16 protein-coding genes and 1 tRNA gene are annotated in these 17,215 nt (G+C 66.0%); 9 read left to right on the forward strand and 8 right to left on the reverse strand.

What is annotated here, in order from left to right:
- Window positions 1–115: 115 nt before the first annotated feature.
- Together rpsD and QMZ16_RS09285 are read right to left on the reverse strand one after the other, a co-directional pair.
- Window positions 116–736 carry a 30S ribosomal protein S4 gene (gene rpsD / locus QMZ16_RS09280; protein ID WP_022708189.1) on the reverse strand — a complete coding sequence of 207 codons (621 nt, stop codon included), beginning with the start codon at window positions 734–736 and terminating at the stop codon, window positions 116–118.
- Between the two features lie 133 nt (window positions 737–869).
- Entirely contained in the window at window positions 870–1,997 is a 1,128-nt protein-coding gene (locus tag QMZ16_RS09285; RefSeq protein WP_282603029.1) for an ROK family transcriptional regulator, read from the reverse strand.
- 119 nt (window positions 1,998–2,116) lie between these two features.
- Between QMZ16_RS09285 and QMZ16_RS09290 the strand changes: the two genes are divergently transcribed.
- The 3 genes from QMZ16_RS09290 to QMZ16_RS09300 all read left to right on the forward strand — a co-directional run bounded on the left by QMZ16_RS09290 (window position 2,117) and on the right by QMZ16_RS09300 (window position 5,046).
- Window positions 2,117–3,145: a sugar ABC transporter substrate-binding protein gene (locus QMZ16_RS09290; RefSeq protein ID WP_022708191.1), complete on the forward strand. Its 1,029-nt coding sequence runs from the start codon at window positions 2,117–2,119 to the stop codon at window positions 3,143–3,145.
- 75 nt (window positions 3,146–3,220) lie between these two features.
- On the forward strand, window positions 3,221–4,276 hold the full coding sequence (locus QMZ16_RS09295; protein WP_028725968.1) for an ABC transporter permease: 1,056 nt from the start codon (window positions 3,221–3,223) through the stop codon (window positions 4,274–4,276).
- On the forward strand, window positions 4,273–5,046 hold the full coding sequence (locus QMZ16_RS09300) for an ATP-binding cassette domain-containing protein (protein WP_282603030.1): 774 nt from the start codon (window positions 4,273–4,275) through the stop codon (window positions 5,044–5,046). Before QMZ16_RS09295 ends, QMZ16_RS09300 begins: the two co-directional genes overlap by 4 nt.
- A 31-nt stretch (window positions 5,047–5,077) precedes the next feature.
- On the opposite strand, the gene QMZ16_RS09305 is transcribed toward QMZ16_RS09300, so the two are convergent.
- The 4 genes from QMZ16_RS09305 to thrS all read right to left on the reverse strand — a co-directional run bounded on the left by QMZ16_RS09305 (window position 5,078) and on the right by thrS (window position 9,485).
- Window positions 5,078–6,298 carry a multidrug effflux MFS transporter gene (locus tag QMZ16_RS09305; RefSeq protein WP_282603031.1) on the reverse strand — a complete coding sequence of 407 codons (1,221 nt, stop codon included), beginning with the start codon at window positions 6,296–6,298 and terminating at the stop codon, window positions 5,078–5,080.
- A gap of 61 nt (window positions 6,299–6,359) precedes the next feature.
- Window positions 6,360–6,980: a DsbA family oxidoreductase gene (locus QMZ16_RS09310; RefSeq protein WP_282603032.1), complete on the reverse strand. Its 621-nt coding sequence runs from the start codon at window positions 6,978–6,980 to the stop codon at window positions 6,360–6,362.
- Between the two features lie 139 nt (window positions 6,981–7,119).
- On the reverse strand, window positions 7,120–7,326 hold the full coding sequence (locus QMZ16_RS09315) for a cold-shock protein (protein ID WP_022708196.1): 207 nt from the start codon (window positions 7,324–7,326) through the stop codon (window positions 7,120–7,122).
- A 212-nt stretch (window positions 7,327–7,538) separates the two neighbouring features.
- A complete protein-coding gene (gene thrS / locus QMZ16_RS09320; RefSeq protein WP_282603033.1) occupies window positions 7,539–9,485 on the reverse strand; it encodes a threonine--tRNA ligase in 1,947 nt (648 codons plus the stop codon).
- Between the two features lie 167 nt (window positions 9,486–9,652).
- Between thrS and QMZ16_RS09325 the strand changes: the two genes are divergently transcribed.
- Both QMZ16_RS09325 and QMZ16_RS09330 read left to right on the forward strand, forming a co-directional pair.
- Window positions 9,653–10,390: an alpha/beta hydrolase gene (locus QMZ16_RS09325; protein WP_282603034.1), complete on the forward strand. Its 738-nt coding sequence runs from the start codon at window positions 9,653–9,655 to the stop codon at window positions 10,388–10,390.
- Complete coding sequence (locus tag QMZ16_RS09330; protein ID WP_282603035.1) at window positions 10,377–11,315, forward strand: alpha/beta fold hydrolase; 939 nt, start codon at window positions 10,377–10,379, stop codon at window positions 11,313–11,315. The genes QMZ16_RS09325 and QMZ16_RS09330 overlap by 14 nt, the downstream gene beginning before the upstream one ends.
- Before the next feature lie 6 nt (window positions 11,316–11,321).
- Here the strand turns inward: QMZ16_RS09330 and QMZ16_RS09335 are convergent, their stop codons facing one another.
- Entirely contained in the window at window positions 11,322–11,804 is a 483-nt protein-coding gene (locus QMZ16_RS09335; protein ID WP_022708200.1) for a pyridoxamine 5'-phosphate oxidase family protein, read from the reverse strand.
- Window positions 11,805–11,880: 76 nt separating this feature from the next.
- Window positions 11,881–13,212 (reverse strand): polyhydroxyalkanoate depolymerase, encoded by a 1,332-nt coding sequence (gene phaZ / locus QMZ16_RS09340; RefSeq protein WP_028725972.1) that lies wholly within the window; start codon window positions 13,210–13,212, stop codon window positions 11,881–11,883.
- Window positions 13,213–13,342: 130 nt separating this feature from the next.
- Here phaZ and phaC point away from each other — a divergent pair, with 130 nt between their 5' ends.
- The 4 genes from phaC (at window position 13,343) to QMZ16_RS09360 (ending at window position 16,746) form a co-directional block, all read left to right on the forward strand.
- Window positions 13,343–15,289, forward strand: coding sequence for a class I poly(R)-hydroxyalkanoic acid synthase (phaC, locus tag QMZ16_RS09345; RefSeq protein ID WP_282603036.1), 1,947 nt, complete (start codon window positions 13,343–13,345; stop codon window positions 15,287–15,289).
- Window positions 15,290–15,475: 186 nt separating this feature from the next.
- Entirely contained in the window at window positions 15,476–15,925 is a 450-nt protein-coding gene (locus QMZ16_RS09350; RefSeq protein ID WP_022708203.1) for a phasin family protein, read from the forward strand.
- Between the two features lie 115 nt (window positions 15,926–16,040).
- A complete protein-coding gene (gene phaR, locus QMZ16_RS09355) occupies window positions 16,041–16,610 on the forward strand; it encodes a polyhydroxyalkanoate synthesis repressor PhaR (protein WP_022708204.1) in 570 nt (189 codons plus the stop codon).
- A gap of 46 nt (window positions 16,611–16,656) precedes the next feature.
- A tRNA-Ser gene (locus QMZ16_RS09360) sits at window positions 16,657–16,746 on the forward strand.
- Window positions 16,747–17,215: the final 469 nt, after the last annotated feature.

Raw genomic sequence — 17,215 nt, forward strand, 5'->3', positions numbered from 1 at the left:
CATCGCGGCGCGGCATGGAAAGGGGGCAGTTCGGCAGGCGCGCGCGGCGGATGCGCGCAAACGCAAAAGGCCGCCCCGGGGGACGGCCTTTCGATCGGTTGGAATTCGGCGAAGATCAGTTCTTCGCGTAGAATTCGACGACCAGGTTCGGTTCCATGACGACGGCATAGGGCACGTCGCTCAGGGCCGGGGTGCGCACGAAGGTCGCGGTCATCTTGTTGTGGTCCGCTTCGACATAGTCCGGAACGTCACGCTCGGTCAGGGCGACGGCTTCCAGCACGATGGCCAGCTGGCGCGAACGCTCGCGGATCGAGATGACATCGCCTTCCTTGACGCGGTAGGACGGGATGTTGACGCGCTTGCCGTTCACTTCGATGTGGCCGTGGTTCACGAACTGGCGGGCAGCGAAGATGGTCGGCACGAACTTGGCGCGGTAGACGACGGCGTCCAGGCGGCACTCGAGCAGGCCGATCAGGTTTTCGCTGGTGTCGCCCTTGATACGCTCGGCTTCGGCATAGATGCGGCGGAACTGCTTCTCGGTCAGGTCGCCATAGTAGCCTTTGAGCTTCTGCTTGGCGCGCAGCTGGGTACCGAAGTCCGACAGCTTGTTCTTGCGGCGCTGGCCGTGCTGGCCCGGGCCGTATTCGCGGCGGTTGACCGGCGACTTGGCGCGGCCCCAGATGTTTTCGCCCATGCGGCGGTCGATCTTGTACTTGGCAGACGTGCGTTTGGTCACGGCTGATCTCCTTCTTAGCGTTTCGAAGGGCGTTGTCCTCTGGCCGCGGTCGGAACCGGGGCCTGACAGGGTTCCCCTCGCGGGGTCCACCAACACCAATGAGCGGGCCGCATACAGGCGCGTGGGCCGGGCGTCAAGCGTATTCCCCCTGCACCGGCACGCCGCCGGGCAGGAAATGATGCGCAAGGGGCAGGCCCGCCGCCCCCAGGATGCGTGCCTGGCGTCCCAGGCTGCCCTCGATCACGCGGGGGCGGTCGATGCCCGCGGCGGGGATGCGGGCCAGCGCGTCGCGGGTGGCATCGGTCAGCAGGCGCCGCGTGGCGGGCGGCACCGCGCCATCGACGACGACCATGCCCAGATCTGCCACCGCGACCGCCGAAATGGCGGCATGGGCCAGCGCCTCGCCCGCGTCGCGCGCCCAGTCGCGTTCGATGGCGGCAGGCACGTCCCAGCCCGAATCGTCCGGGGGCAGCGGGCGGCCGATCAGCCCTTCCAGCGTCGAGACCGAGGCCCGGTCCAGCACCTGCCCCCCGCCCGGCACCGGCATCGACCCGATCGCGCCCGCGTTCCGCGTGGGCCCGTGGCGCAGCGATCCGTCCAGCACCAGCCCGCCCCCCGCGAAATGCGCGACATAGAGGTGCAGGAAATCGCGCGGCAACCGGCAGGTGCCGAAGATCAGTTCGGCACCGCAGGCCGTGGTCGCGTCGTTTTCCAGGATGACGGGAAAGGGCAGGTCGCCCTGCAGTTCGGCCTGGAGGTCGAATTCCAGCCAGCCGCGCATCTCCTCGCCCCAGTCCCACAGGCGATAGGGGGTGGCGATGCCCACGCCCATCACGCGGTCGCGCTGCGCGGGATCCAGCGTGGCGCACATCGTCGCAAGCCCCTGACGCGCAAAGCCGATCAGCTGTTCGGGATCGGGATGGTCGTGGATCATCTGGCGGTGCATCCGCACCTTGCCGGCGAAATCCACAAGCGCCAGTTCCGCCAGCCTGCGCCCGATCTTGAAACCCAGGAAGAAGGCCGCATCACCGGCCAGCGACAACGGCGTCGAGGGTTGCCCGACCTTGCCGCGCACGACCTCCTCCTCGGACAGGAAGCCGCGCTGCATCAGCTTGCGCGACAGATTCCCCACGGCCTGCGCCGACAGGCCCATCAGCGGGGCCAGGACCGCGCGGGGCAGGGGCCCCCGCTTGCGGATCAGCGACAGGATAAGCCTTTCGTTCCGGCTCATGTCGGCCGGAGTGTCTGTCTGGATGGTCATGCGGGCTCCTCTTCCCCGAAACCATTAATCAACACGATTGATTTATTGACAAGTGAATTGTCGTGATGCTTCCTTAAGGCTAGGCGGCCGAGGATCCGCCTTCAGGAGGAGAGATATACATGACCCGCAAAACCGTTTTGCGCGCTTCCGCCGCGCTGTCCGCGCTTGTCCTGTCGGCCGGCCTTGCCAATGCGCAGGATGCCGGGAAGGCATGCCTGATCACCAAGACCGACATCAACCCGTTCTTCGTCAAGATGAAGGAAGGCGCGACCGCCAAGGCGGAAGAGCTGGGGATGGAGCTGATGACCTTCGCCGGCAAGATCGACGGCGATCACGAGACCCAGCAGCAGGCCGTCGAAAGCTGCATCGCCGCGGGCGTGAAGGGCATCCTGATCACCGCATCCGACACCAAGGCCATCACCGACAGCGTGGCGCAGGCGCGTGACGCGGGCATCCTGGTCATCGCGCTGGACACGCCGCTGGACCCGATCGACGCCGCCGACGCGACCTTCGCCACCGACAACCGCGAGGCAGGTCGCCTGATCGGCGCATGGGCCGCGGGCAAGATGGGCGATGCCGCAGCGGACGCGAAGATCGCGATGCTGGACCTGTCGGAACGCGGCGCGTCGGTCGACGTGCTGCGCGACCAGGGCTTCCTGGAAGGCTTCGGCGTCGACGTGAAGGACGAGAACGTCATCGGCGACGAGGATGACGCGCGCATCGTCGGCCACGAGGTCACCTCGGGCAACGAAGAGGGCGGGCGCCAGGCCATGGAGGCGCTGATGCAGCGCGATCCGGGCATCAACCTCGTCTATACCATCAACGAGCCCGCCGCCGCCGGTGCCTACGAGGCGCTGAAATCCTTCGGCAAGGAAAACGACGTGCTGATCGTGTCGGTCGATGGCGGCTGCCCCGGCGTGCAGAACGTCGAGGAAGGCGTGATCGGCGCGACCTCGCAGCAATATCCGCTGCTGATGGCGTCGATGGGCGTCGAGGCCATCGCGGCCTTCGCGACCGACGGCACCAAGCCCGAGACCAGCGAAGGTCTGGACTTCACCAATACCGGCGTGAACCTGGTCACGGGCGAGCCGGTGGACGGCGTGGAATCGATCGGCATCGAGGAAGGTCTCGATCGCTGCTGGGGCTGATGCCCGCCTGATTTCCCGATAACGGGATGGCGGCGCATGGGCCGCCATCCCCCCCGCATTCCCACGGAGACGTCGATGTCCGACACCCCCGATCCCGTGGTCGAGCGCAATGCCAACGACAAGGTTGCAAGCTTCGACCACCGCCACCGCCGTCCGCTGGACCGCGTGCAGCATTTCCTGCACCAATACCCGACCATGGTCCCGGTCATCGTGCTGGTGCTGTCGCTGATCGCCTTCGGGCTGATCTCTCCCAACTTCTTCTCGGCGTTCAACCTGTCGCTGATCCTGCAGCAGGTGGCCGTGGTCGGCACGCTTGCGGCGGCGCAGTCGCTGGTGATCCTGACCGCGGGCATCGACCTGTCGGTGGGCGCCGTGATGGTGCTGATCTCGGTCGTGATGGGGCAGCTGGCCGTCAATTTCGGCGTTCCGGTGCCGCTGGCGATCCTTGCGGGCCTGATCTGCGGCGCGGCGACCGGCGGGCTGAACGGCCTCCTGGTGACGCGCCTGAAGCTGCCGCCCTTCATCACCACGCTTGGCACCTGGAACATCTTCCTGGCGCTGAACTACTACGTCTCGGGGCGCGAGACATTGCGAAGCCAGACGCTGGACGCCGAAGCGCCGATGCTGAAATTCTTCGGCGAGCGTTTCAACCTGGGCGGCGCGGTGCTGACCTATGGCGTGATCCTGATGCTGGTCGTCTTCGCGGTGCTCTACTATGCGCTCTACAAGACGGCATGGGGGCGGCGCGTCTACGCGGTGGGTGACGATCCCGAATCCGCGGGCCTCGCGGGGATCCAGACCCGGCAGGTGCTGATGTCGGTCTATGTCGTGGCGGGCGTCATCTGCGCGCTGGCGGCATGGTCGTCGATCGGTCGCGTCGGCTCGATCAGCCCGACCTCGTTCTTCGAGGCCAACCTCGAATCCATCACCGCGGTGGTGATCGGCGGCATCTCGCTCTTCGGCGGGCGCGGCTCGATCCTTGGGCCGCTGATCGGCGCGCTGATCGTGGGCGTGTTCAATTCCGGGCTGCGGCTGGCAGGTGTCGACGTGCTGTGGCAGCTGTTCGCGACGGGCTGGCTGATCATCCTTGCCGTGGCAATCGACCAATGGATCAGAAAGGTGTCGTCATGACCGATCCCATCCTGTCCGCACGGGGCCTCGTCAAACGCTATGGCCGCGTCACCGCCATGGACGGCGCGGATTTCGACCTCTATCCCGGAGAGATCCTGGCCGTCATCGGCGATAACGGCGCGGGCAAGTCCAGCCTGATCAAGGCGCTGTCCGGCGCGGTCCGCCCCGACGAGGGCGAGATCCGCCTGGGCGGCGAGAAGATCAGCTTCGACAGCCCGCTGGATGCCCGCAAGTCGGGGATCGAGACCGTGTACCAGACGCTGGCCCTGTCCCCCGCGCTGTCGATTTCCGACAACATGTTCATGGGCCGCGAGATCCGCAAGCCGGGCGTCATGGGCAAGTGGTTCCGCATGCTGGACAAGCCCGCCATGGACGAGTTCGCCCGCCAGAAGCTGTCAGAACTGGGGCTGATGACGATCCAGAACATCGGCCAGCCGGTCGAGACGCTTTCGGGCGGTCAGCGCCAGGGCGTCGCCGTCGCGCGCGCCGCGGCCTTCGGCAGCCGTGTGATCATCCTGGACGAGCCGACCGCCGCGCTTGGCGTCAAGGAAAGCCGCCGGGTGCTGGACCTGATCCAGGACGTGCGTTCGCGCGGGATCCCGATCGTGCTGATCAGCCACAACATGCCGCATGTCTTCGAGGTGGCGGACCGCATCCACATCCACCGGCTGGGCCGCAGGCTGTGCACCATCGATCCCAAGGAACATTCGATGTCGGACGCCGTGGCCTACATGACCGGCGCCAAGCTGCCCGAAGGGGTGGCGGCCTGAATCAGAAAGGGGGCCCACGCGGCCCCCTTCGTCAATCCTGAAGCCTGCGCATCAGGACCCACGCCAGCGCGGAACAGATCAGCGTCGCCGCCACCGCAGGCACTGCCGTCCCGTCATAGAGCAGCCCGACGGGGATCGCGATCACCACCGCCGCAAGGGTGGATATCGCCGCGATGATCGACGCGGCCATGCCCGCGATATGGCCCATATGCTGCAATGCCAGCGCGTTCAGGTTGCCGAACGTGACGCCCGCCATGAAGAACACGCTGACCGCCCAGAAGAAGAAGACAGGGAAGGCCAGCGCCTGCGGCAGCACGCCCGTCAGCATCAGGACCAGCGTGACCGAGGACACCACCGTCTGCATCACATAGGCCCATTTCGCGATGCGGCGCATGCCGAAGCGGATCACGAAGGTCGCGTTCAGCACCGTTCCCGACCCCGACAGAAGGGCCATCGCGGCGAACCACAGGTGGAAATGCTCGCCCTTGCCATAGGTCTGCCCGAAAAGCTGCTGGGCCGAGGACAGAAGCCCGAACATCTGCCCGAAGCCCAGGGTCAGAACCACCGTCGCCAGCATGACCTGGCGGTTGCCGACGACCTCCTTCGCGGCGGCGGTCAGGGTCGCGACGCGCAGCGGGCGGCGGCGTTCGGGGGGCAGGGTCTCGGCCTGGCGCAGGTTCAGCCAGGTCGCGCCGATCGCGGCAAAGCCCAGGAAGGCCAAGAACACCCCGTGCCAGCCCGCGACCGCGATGATCGCGGCCCCGAGCGTGGGCGCGATGGCCGGGACCATGATGAAGATCATCATCACGAAGCTGGTGATGCGCGCCATCTCTCGGCCGTCATAGAGATCGCGCACAAGCGCCAGCCCGACGATGCGCGGGCCCGATGCGCCGACGCCCTGCACGAAGCGCGCCGCCAGAAGCAGCTCCAACGAGTTCGCATAGAGCGCGGCGATCGCGCCGATGCTGTAGATGGCGAACCCCAGGGTGATCGTCCGCTTGCGCCCCAACGCGTCCGAGATGGGCCCCGCGAACAGCGTGCCGGACCCCATGCCCGCCATGAAGGCCGTCAGGATCAGCTGGGCGCGGTTCACGTTCTGCGGCGTCAGCTCGGCCGCGATGTCCGGCAGGGCGGGCAGCATCGCGTCGATCGAGAAGGCGATGCTGGCAAAGAGAAAGGCCAGCATCGCGATGAATTCGGGCAAGGGCAGCCGCCGTTGCGGCGCCATCCCCGGTGCGGCGATGTCTGTCATGGGGTCCACCTGTCGGTTACCCCAATGCAGATAGGCCGAAATTGCACAGTCTGCAAGGCTTTCAGCCCTGCGCGGCGATCTCGTCGATGACGCTCTGCCACAGCTTGGCGGGTTGCGCGCCCGTCACGGCATGGGCATCGGCCACGATGAAGGTCGGGCAGACCGAGATGCCGCGTTCGCGCGCATGCAGTTCGCGGGTGTTCACCTCGTCGCGGTCGGCATCGCTGGCCAGAAGGCGCAGCACCATGTCGCGATCCATCCCGGCCTGCGCCGCGATCGCGCCCAGTTCGGCATGGTCGGCGATGTCGCGGGCCTCTTGCCAATGGGCGCGCATCAGGCCGGACATGACGCGCGACTGCGCCTGTTCGAGGCCCGCCCAGTGCATCAGGCGGTGGGCGTCCAGGGTATTGGGTTCACGCTCGGCCGGGTTCAGGGTCAGGCCCATCGCGGCGGATTGTTCGACCAGCAGGCGCATGGCCTCGGCCCCGTCGGCGCCCATCGTGGCCTTCAGATGCGCGATGCGATCCACGCCCTCGGCGGCGATCTGGGGGTTCAGGCGAAAGGGATGCCAGGTGACGGCGAAGGGGTGATCCGGGCGGCTTTCCAGCGCGCGGTCCAGTTCCAGCTTGCCGATAAGGCTCCAGGGGCAGACCGGGTCCGCGAAGATGTCGAGACGGGTCATGTCATGTCCTTGCGATGGGCGGTTCCGCCATGGGAAGGACTTTGGGGGTGTCCTTGGCGGAACGGATGGCGTTTGCGAAGCGCCCCTTCTGCCAAAGAAAAACGGCCCGCGCAAACGGGCCGTTTCGGTAGATCACGTCTCAGAGGAGGCGCAGATCCGAAGCCGAGGCGCGGCCGTCGCGGCCCGACTGCAGTTCGTAACCGATCTTCTGGTTGTCCTGCAGGCCCGTCAGCCCGGCGCGTTCAACTGCCGAGATGTGGACGAACACGTCCTTGCCACCCTCATCGGGGGCGATGAAGCCATAACCTTTGGTGGCGTTGAACCACTTTACCGTTCCGGTCGCCATAACCGTATCTCCTTCAAGTCATCCCGACGCAGGATTGCGCCAGGCCGTGCAGCCCGCTTTCGGTCTTCCGGCTGCCCCGAAGGGAGGCGGTAGAAAGTCTTCGCTCACGCAGGTGCGAGCATGCCCGAATCGCATAAAAACGCAAGCGCGAACTGCCCGGAATCAGCCGCGCCTGCAATAAGATTCGTGACGGCCCTCGATCTGGTGCCTTGTCAGCGCAGATCGGGCGCGGTCGCTTCGGTCGAAAGCTGGTCCACGACCTCGTCGAGGGTCAGCGTCCGGCTGCCTTGCTGATCAAGGCGGCGCATGGAAACGCTGCGGGTCTCGACCTCTTTCATGCCGATGGCCAGGATCGCGGGGACCTTGGCGACGGAATGCTCGCGGACCTTGTAGTTGATCTTCTCGTTCCGGGTGTCGGCCTCGGCGCGGATGCCGGCGGCCTGAAGCGCCGAAACGACCTCGTGCACGTAATCATCGGCGTCCGAGACGATGGATGCAACCACAACCTGGCGCGGGGCCAGCCAGAAGGGCAGTTTGCCGGCGCTGTTCTCGATCAGGATGCCGATGAAACGCTCGAAGCTGCCCAGGACCGCGCGGTGCAGCATGATCGGGCGGTGCTTGTGCCCGTCCTGGCCGACATATTCGGCGTCCAGACGTTCCGGCAGGTTCGGGTCCACCTGCAGCGTGCCGCATTGCCAGTCGCGGCCGATGGCGTCGGTCAGCACGAATTCCAGCTTGGGCCCGTAGAACGCGCCTTCACCGGGGAAGATGGTATAGTCATAGCCCGCGGCCTGGCAGGCATTGCCCAACGCGGCCTCGACCCGGTCCCAGCTTTCGTCGGACCCGATGCGCTTCTCGGGGCGCGTGGACAGCTTGATCCGCCAGCCCGTGAAGCCCAGATCGGCATAGATCCCGGCCAGGAACTCGATGAATTTCTTCGTCTCGGCCTCGATCTGATCCTCGGTGCAGAAGATATGCGCATCGTCCTGCGTGAAGCCGCGCACGCGCATGATCCCGTGCAGCGCCCCCGACGGTTCATAGCGGTTGCAGGACCCGAATTCGGCCATGCGCAGCGGCAGGTCGCGATAGGATTTCAGGCCGTGATTGAAGATCTGCACGTGGCAGGGGCAGTTCATCGGCTTGAGCGCGTTGACCGTCTTGGTCCGCGCGTGATCCTCGTCGACCTCGACGATGAACATGTTCTCCTGGTAGTTTTCCCAGTGGCCGGATTCCTCCCACAGCTTGCGGCTGACGACCTGCGGGGTGTTCACCTCGACATAGCCGTCGGCGCGCTGCTTGCGGCGCATGTAATCCTGCAGCGTGGTATAGATGTTCCAGCCGTTCGGATGCCAGAAGATCTGGCCCGGCGCCTCTTCCTGCATGTGGAACAGGTCCATCTCGCGGCCCAGCTTGCGGTGGTCGCGCTTGGCGGCCTCTTCCAGCATGTGCAGATGCGCCTTGAGGTCGTCCTTGTTGCGGAAGGCCACGCCATAGATGCGCTGCAGCATCGGGCGCGTCGCATCGCCCAGCCAGTAGGCGCCCGCGATATGGGTCAGCTTGAAGGCATCGGCGGGCAGCTGGCCGGTGTTTTGCAGGTGCGGACCACGGCACAGGTCCTGCCAGTCGCCATGCCAGTACATCCGCAGATCCTCGCCCTCGGGGATGCGGTCGATCAGCTCTACCTTGAACGGCTCGTTCGCGGCCTCGTAATGGGCGACGGCGCGGGCGCGGTCCCAGACCTCGGTGCGGACGGGTTCGCGGGCGTTGATGATCTCCTTCATCTTCGCCTCGATCTGGCCCAGATCCTCGGGGGTGAAGGGCTCGGCCCGGTCGAAATCGTAGAACCAGCCATGATCGCGGACCGGCCCGATGGTGACCTTCACGTCCGGCCAGATCTCCTGCACGGCGCGGGCCATGACATGGGCGAAATCGTGGCGGATCAGCTCCAGCGCCTGTTCTTCGTCCTTCAGCGTGTGGATCGCGATCGCGCCGCTTGCGGTGATCGGCCAGGCCAGGTCGATATGCTTGCCATCGAGGCTGGCGCTGATCGCGCGCTTGGCCAGGCTGGGGGCGATGCTTTCGGCCACCTGCGCGGCGGTCACGCCTGCGTCGTAGTCGCGCGAATTGCCATCGGGAAAGGTGAGGGAGATCTGGGACATCGCGTCCTCCTCGTCGGTTTGGCGCCCACGGAACGCCCGGTTGCGGGTTATGTCGGGCGCAACGCATGACCCGTGGCCGCCCCCCTGTCAAGTCATGCGGCGGTTCCCTGCGGGCGCGCGATGCCCTATCACCATGAAAACGCAACCGATCCCGACAGGAGCCCGCCATGAGCCGCAGCATCGAGACCGCAGACGGACGCCGCATCGCTTTCCATCAGACGGCGGGGAAGGGGCCGGGCGTGGTGTTCCTTGGCGGGTTCATGTCCGACATGACCGGCACCAAGGCACTGCACCTGCAGCAATGGGCCGAACGCACAGGTCGTGCCTTCCTGCGCTTCGATTACAGCGGTCACGGCGACAGCGGCGGACGGTTCGAGGATGGCTGCATCGGGGACTGGGCCGCCGACGCCCGCGCCGTGATCGAGACGCTGACCGACGGGCCGCAGGTGCTGGTCGGGTCGTCGATGGGCGGCTGGATCAGCCTGCTGATCGGGCGCGCCATGCCGCAGCGCGTGGCGGGACTGGTGACCATCGCCGCGGCCCCCGATTTCACCGAACGCGGCTTCTGGGCGGGGATGGACGATGCGACCCGCGACCGCCTGATGCGCGACGGCGTCGTCATGCGCCCGAGCGATTACGACGCGCCCTATCCCATCACCCGCCGCCTGATCGAGGATGGGCGCGAGAACCTGGTGATGGATCGCGCGCTGGATCTGCCTTTTCCGGTGCGGCTGCTGCAGGGGACGGCCGATGCCGATGTGCCGGCGCAATGGGCGCTGGACCTGCTGGACCATGCGCGCGGCGACGACATCCGCCTGACGCTGGTCAAGGGCGCGGATCACCGCTTTTCCTCGGAGGCCTGTCTGGGTCTGACGGTCGAGGCGATCGAAGATGTTCTGGGCTAGGGTTCTGGCCGCGCTGGTCGTGGCGGCGGCGGTCTGGACGCTGTGGCCGCGCCATCCCGGACCCGCGCCGCTGGTCGATCTGCCCGAAGACCTGCAGGCATGGCTGACTGCCCGCGAGGATGGCATCGCCCCCGAGGTCTCCGCCCGGCTGCAATGGGCCGGCGATCCCGGTGGGACCACCGATATCGCGCTGGTCTACCTGCACGGGTTCTCGGCCTCGCCCATGGAACTGCGTCCGCTGCCCGAAGATCTGGCATGGGAACTGGGTGCGAACCTGTTCGTCACGCGGCTGACGGGGCACGGGCAGGACGGCGATGCGCTGGCGCAGGCCACGGCGCGGGACTGGTGGCGCGACACGGCCGAGGCGATCGCGGTCGGGCATCGGCTGGGGCGGCGGGTCGTGGTCATCGGAACCTCGACCGGGGCGACGCTGGCCGACCTGGCGGCGCGCGACGAGGTGCTGGGGCCGCAGATCGACGGGGTGGTGCTGGTCTCGGCCAATTATGCCGTCAGGTCGCGGGCGGCGCGGATGCTGGACCTGCCCTTCGTGCGCCACTGGATGCCGCTGGTCGCGGGCCGTGAGCGGTGCTTCGAAACCCTGTCCGAGGATCACGCGAAGGGGTGGACCAGCTGCTATCCCGTCGCCGCGCTGTTGCCGCTGGCCAAGGTGCTGCAATGGTCGCGCGCGGCAAGGGACGATGCCGTCCAGCCCGCGCTGTTCATCTGGTCCGAGGGGGACATGGTCGTCGATCCGCAGGCCATCCGAAAACGCACCGACGACTGGCAGGGACCGGTCGCGACGCGTCTTGTGCAGATGGGGCAGGAGGACGATCCTTCCAGCCATGTGCTGGCGGGGGATGCGTTGTCGCCCGGCCAGACGGCCGGGCTGACGAGGGTGATCGCGGATTGGATCCGCGGGATCTGAGTTTGGTCAGAAGGTCAGGGCGAAGTGCTTGCCGACATCCGGCGTCTCGCCCGTCACCTTGGCCTTGGCGATGTGATACATGAAGGCAAGGCTGCCCTCGGTCGTCCAGACCTCGGCCTCGGTCAGGTCCATGCGGACCAGCTGCGCGTCCGGGTCCTTCTGGCCCTGGTCGAACCAGGCAGAGGCCACGCCGCCCATCAGATCCTCGAGCTTGGCGCGGTCGTCCGACAGCGACAGGCGACCGTGGCAGCGGGTATAGATGCCTTCGCCCCCGTCCGAGACGACATGGACGCCGGGCTTCGATCCCGATGCCAGGTCCTTGGCCAGTTCGGTGTCGCGTGCGGTGATGAACCACAGGACGCGATGTTCGCGGTCGGCGTAATGCGACATGGGGATCAGGCGCGCCTCTCCGGTGGTGCCCAGCATCCCGCTGCGCACATCGTCGAGACGTTTCCAGAACTTGTCGGCGTTTTCGTGATGTTCGGTCATCGCGTTTCCTTTCCGTCGCATGTTGCGATCTTCGGAAAGGGAAACGGCCCCCGCGGGGGCCGGGTTCCGTGACCGTTCAGACGGCGATCTTGCCGCTGTCCATCGGGTCGTTCACGCCGCAATCGTCCTGCGCCTGCCGCGACCGGCGGCGCTTGCGCGTGGCCTGCGTCTCGGGCTGCGAGGTGGCCTCGTCCATGAAGTCCAGGACCAGCGGGCGGATGTTCAGGCGCCAGGACTTGCCCGCGAAGATGCCGTAATGGCCCGCGCCGGGTTCCAGGTGCTGCGCCTTGCGGGCATCGGGCACGCCCGTGCACAGGTCCAGCGCCGCGACGCATTGGCCGGGGGCCGAGATGTCGTCGTTCGCCCCTTCGACCGTCATCACGGCGGTCGAGGTGATCTTGCCGATATCGACGCTGCGACCGTTCACCTCGAAGCGGTTCTCGGCGATCTCGAGGTTCTTGAAGATCCGCTCGACCGTCGAGAGGTAGAATTCGGCGGTCATGTCCATGACGGCCAGGTATTCGTCATAGAAGCGGTTGTGCTTGTCGCCCTCGGAGGCGGTGCCGCGCGCCTCGGCGAAGATCTGGTCGGCGAATGCCTTGGCGTGGTTCTCGGCGTTCATGGCGATGAAGCTGCCCAGCTGCGCAAGGCCCGGATAGACCATGCGCCCGGCGCCGCGATACTTGAAGCCGACCGACTGGATCACGAGGTGCTCCAGCTCGCCCATGGTGACGCGGTTGCCGAAATCCGTCACCTCGGTCGCGGCGGCGTCCGGGTTCACCGGCCCGCCGATCAGCGTCAGCGTGCGGGGCTGGGCCTCGGGGGTGTCCTCGGCCAGGATGGCGGTCGCGGCCAGCGCAAGGGGCGCGGGCTGGCAGACGGCGATGACATGGACGTCCGGGCCAAGGTGGCGGATGAAGTCCACGAGATAGGCGGTGTAATCCTCGACGTCGAACTTGCCTTCGCTGACGGGGATGTCGCGGGCATTGTGCCAGTCGGTCACATAGAGATCGCAATCGGGCAGCAGCGAGGTCACGGTGGAGCGCATCAGCGTCGCGTAATGGCCGGACATGGGCGCGACCAGCAGGACCTTGCGCGGCTTGGGGTCACGGCGCGCGACGCGAAAGCGGATCAGGTCGCCGAAGGGGCGCTTCAGTTCGGGTTCGACATAGACGATGTGGTCCTGTCCGTCCTCGCCCGCGATGGCGGGGATTTCCCAGTCCGGCTTGATCACCATGCGCGAGAAGCTGCGTTCGGTGACCTTGCCCCAGGCCGCCATCATCCTGAACATCGGGTTCGGCGCCAGCGCGAAGGCCGGGTATCCGCCGATGGCGCGGGCGGTCGCGCCCAGCCATTCGTTCGTGTTCCGGATCGTCTCCATCGCGTCGTAGGAGATGATCCCCTTCACACCCTTGACCGTCATGACACCTCCGCTGGTTGCGCCCGTCATGCCAGTGTCACGGTCCCGAATTGCCGGGTTTACGCCTTGGCGGGGCTGCGCGTATCATCCAAGGAATAACTAGGGGGGAACGTCCGTCATGGCAAGGCAGACACGCGGCACGCGAAAAAATCTTGCTGCAGGGGAGGTTGACGCGAAAGCTTCGAAAAAGCCCGCGAAACCTGGCCCCAAGCGACGTCCGGCGGCCAAGAAGACGGCACCGGAACCCCGCGTCACGGCGGATCCCGCACCCGCCCAAGAGGCGCTGGACCGCATCGCGGGGGCAGGGCACGCGCCCACCGCGCAGAAGCTGGCCCAGAACATCGAGCGGATCGAACAGCTGGGCCATCGCCTGCTTGCCGCCTTTGCCGAACGCGCCATGCCCAACCCCAATGTCGAGGCGCCGGGGCCCGATCTCTATCGGACCGCCGCCGAGGGGTTCCTGAAGACCCTGACCGAGCAGCCCTCGCGCATGATCGAGATGCAGGTCAGCTATTGGGGCGAGACGCTGGCGAATTATGCCCGCGCGCAGCAGGCGCTGTCGCAGGGGCAATGGACCGCCCCCGAGGACGACGCCCCCGCGGACAAGCGCTTTGCCAACCCGCTGTGGCAGAACCACCCCTATTTCAACCTGGTCAAGCGGCAGTACCAGACGAACGCGCGCGCGTTGAAGGACGCGGCCGCCGGGCTGGAGCTGCCGGACGAGGTCGCGCGCAAGCGCATCGGCTGGCTGACGAACCAGATCGTGGACATGATGGCGCCCACGAACTTCCTCGCGACCAATCCCGACGCGCTGGAACGCGCGATCGAGACCGAGGGCGAAAGCCTCGTGCGCGGGCTGGAGAACCTCGTGCGCGACATCGAACAGCATGGCGGCGAGATGATCGTGTCGCTGGCCGACCGCAAGGCCTTTGCCGTGGGCGAGAATATCGGCACCACGCCGGGGCAGGTCGTCCACCGGTCGCGCCTGTTCGAGCTGATCCAGTACGCGCCCATGACCGAACAGGTCCACGAGACGCCGCTGATCGTCTTTCCGCCCTGGATCAACAAGTTCTACATCCTGGACCTGAAGCCCAAGAACAGCATGATCCAGTGGCTGCTGGAACAGGGCCACAGCCTGTTCGTCGTCAGCTGGAAGAACCCCGATGCAAGCTTCTCCGAGGTGGGGATCGAGGATTACGTCGAGGCCTACCTGGAGGCGATGGACCGCGTGCGTGATCTGACCGGCCAGCCGAAGCTGAACGCGGTCGGCTACTGCATCGCCGGCACGACCCTGTCGCTGACGCTGGCGCTGCTGGCGCAACGGGGCGACGACCGCGTGAATGCCGCGACGCTGTTCACCACGCTGACCGACTTTTCCGAGCAGGGAGAGTTCGTGAACTTCCTGCAGGACGATTTCGTCGACGGGATCGAGCAGGAGGTGAATGCCCACGGGCTGATGCGGGCGGGGCTGATGTCGCGCACCATGAGCTTCCTTCGCGCCAACGACCTCGTGTGGGGGCCTGCGATCCGCAGCTACATGATGGGCGAGACGCCGCCCGCCTTCGATCTGCTGTTCTGGAACGGCGACAGCACGAACCTGCCGGGGCGGATGGCGATCCAGTACCTGCGCGGGTTGTGCCAGCGCAACGAATTCGCGACCGACGGCTTCCGGCTGATGGGCCATGATCTGCGCCTGTCGGATGTCGCCCTGCCCATCTGCGCCATCGCCTGCGAGGCCGACCACATCGCCCCGTGGAAGGATTGCTGGCGCGGCTTTGCCAGGATGGGGTCGCGCGACAAGACCTTCATCCTGTCGGAATCGGGCCATGTCGCGGGGATCGTGAACCCGCCCAGCCGCGTGAAATACGGGCATTACGCGGGGCAGGGGGGCTTCGATCAGGGGCATGACGCCTGGCGCGAATCGACCGACTTCCACGAGGGCAGCTGGTGGCCGCGCTGGGGCGAATGGCTGGCCGAGCGCGCGGGCCCGATGGTCGATGCGCGCCACCCCGAGAACGGGATCGAGCCTGCTCCGGGCAGCTATGTCCACGAGCGCGCGGGCTGAAGCGGGGTTCCGTTCCAGCAAGTTCAAGGACTTGTCCGGCATGTCCTGCGCAACCCGTGGTTTCGCTGCAGTGCAGCAGAAAAACCTTGAAATGCTGCGGTGCAGCATCCATATTCGGGTTGTGTTGAAAACGCGGCGAAACGTTCCTCCCTCTCTCTCGTCGCCGCATGACAGGAGCAGAAAGTTATGGCCAAGACCCCCGATTTCACCAAGACCATGCAGGACATGATGGCGAACTTCCCGATCGACACCAGCTCGATGCAGGAAGCCATGAAGTCCCAGACCGCCATGGGCGAGAAATTCGCCAAGATCGCGCTGGGTGCCGCCGAGCGTTCGACCGAGATCTCGTCCACCTGGGCCAAGGACTCGATCGCGCGCATGGGCGAACTGGCCGTCGTCAAGGAAGAGCCGACCGACTATGCGAAGGCCATGAGCGACTTCGCTTCGGCCTCGGCCGAGATGGCTGCCGAGCACATGGCCGCCTTCGCCGAAGTGGCCAAGAAGGTTCAGATGGACACCGTCGACCTGATGCTGACCGCCGGCAAGGACATGGCTGCCGACGCGCAGAAGGTGGCCGAGAAGGCGACGCGCGAAACCAGCGCCGCCGTCAAGAAGACGACCGCCGCCGCGAAGTGATCGCAACAAGGTGTTGACGGGAAGGGGTGGCCGAGTGCCGCCCCTTCTTGCGTTTTTCCTTTGCGTTTTGCCGACTTGGCTTCCATCATGCCTGAAACGACCGCAAGGAGCCGAGATGGCCGCCGAAAAAGCGCCCCTGCTGATCAAGCGTTACGCAAGCCGCCGCCTCTACAACACCGAGACCAGCGACTATGTCACGCTCGAGGATATCGCGACCTTCATCCGCGACGGGCGCGAGGTCCGCATCGTCGATCTGAAATCGGGCGACGACCTGACGCGCCAGTACCTGCTGCAGATCATCGCCGAGCATGAGAGCCGCGGCGAGAGCGTCCTGCCGCTGGAGGTTCTGAACGACCTGGTGCGCAGCTATACCAGCAGCGCGCAGTCGGTCGTTCCGCAATTCCTGGCCGCCAGCTTCGAGATCCTGCGCCAGGGGCAGTCGAAGCTGATGGAGAACATGGCCCAGATGCCCCATCCGATGACGAACGTGCCGGGCTTCGACGCGATGCAGCGCCAGCAGCAGGCGTTCATGCGCGCCATGATGGGCGGATGGACCGGCAGTTCCGGGCCCGAGCCCGACGAGATGGCCGAAGGCGGCGACGCCAAGCCCGCCGAGGACGGTCAGGATATGGCCGAAATCCGTCGCCAATTGGCAGAGTTGCAGAAGCGTATCTCGAAACTCTGACATGCATCTTGCACCGCCCGCCGACACGGGCTAGACCCTGCCCGACGGAGCGGTGGCCGAGTGGTCGAAGGCGCACGCCTGGAAAGTGTGTAGGCGGGAAACCGTCTCGAGGGTTCGAATCCCTCTCGCTCCGCCACTTGCCCTCGCGAAAGCGTTCTCCCGATCCGGCTGCGGCCGGATTTTCTCGTTGTATTCGAGGGTTATGCGGGAGGGGCTGAGCACTGGCGTCGTCGCGAGGAGGCCCGGAAGCGGTCTCTGACGGCCGATATTCTCCGGACCTGATGACTGCGCCGATTTGGTGCAGAGCCTGCAAGCATCTGAAATACAATAGATAATTTCGCGGCCACCTAAACATTTCGATTTCAGTGGTGCTCGGGTAGAATGGACCTGGGTTCGAACCATTCCGATGTTTGATACGCTCGCCTGCGTAGCGGATCAGTTGGCATGCACGTGAAGTTCGGTTCTCTGGCGATCAGCGTAGGCCTCCGGGTGGAACCCCGCCACTACAACACGGTCCTCCAGCTCAAGCTGCCGCACAGCATTGTCGCGCCAGCCGCTCGTGCTGAACTGCAACGGACCAGCGAGCATACCCTAGTCCATACTTG

The organism is Paracoccus sp. PARArs4 (assembly GCF_947311865.1).
Classification (GTDB): Bacteria; Pseudomonadota; Alphaproteobacteria; order Rhodobacterales; family Rhodobacteraceae; genus Paracoccus; species Paracoccus zeaxanthinifaciens.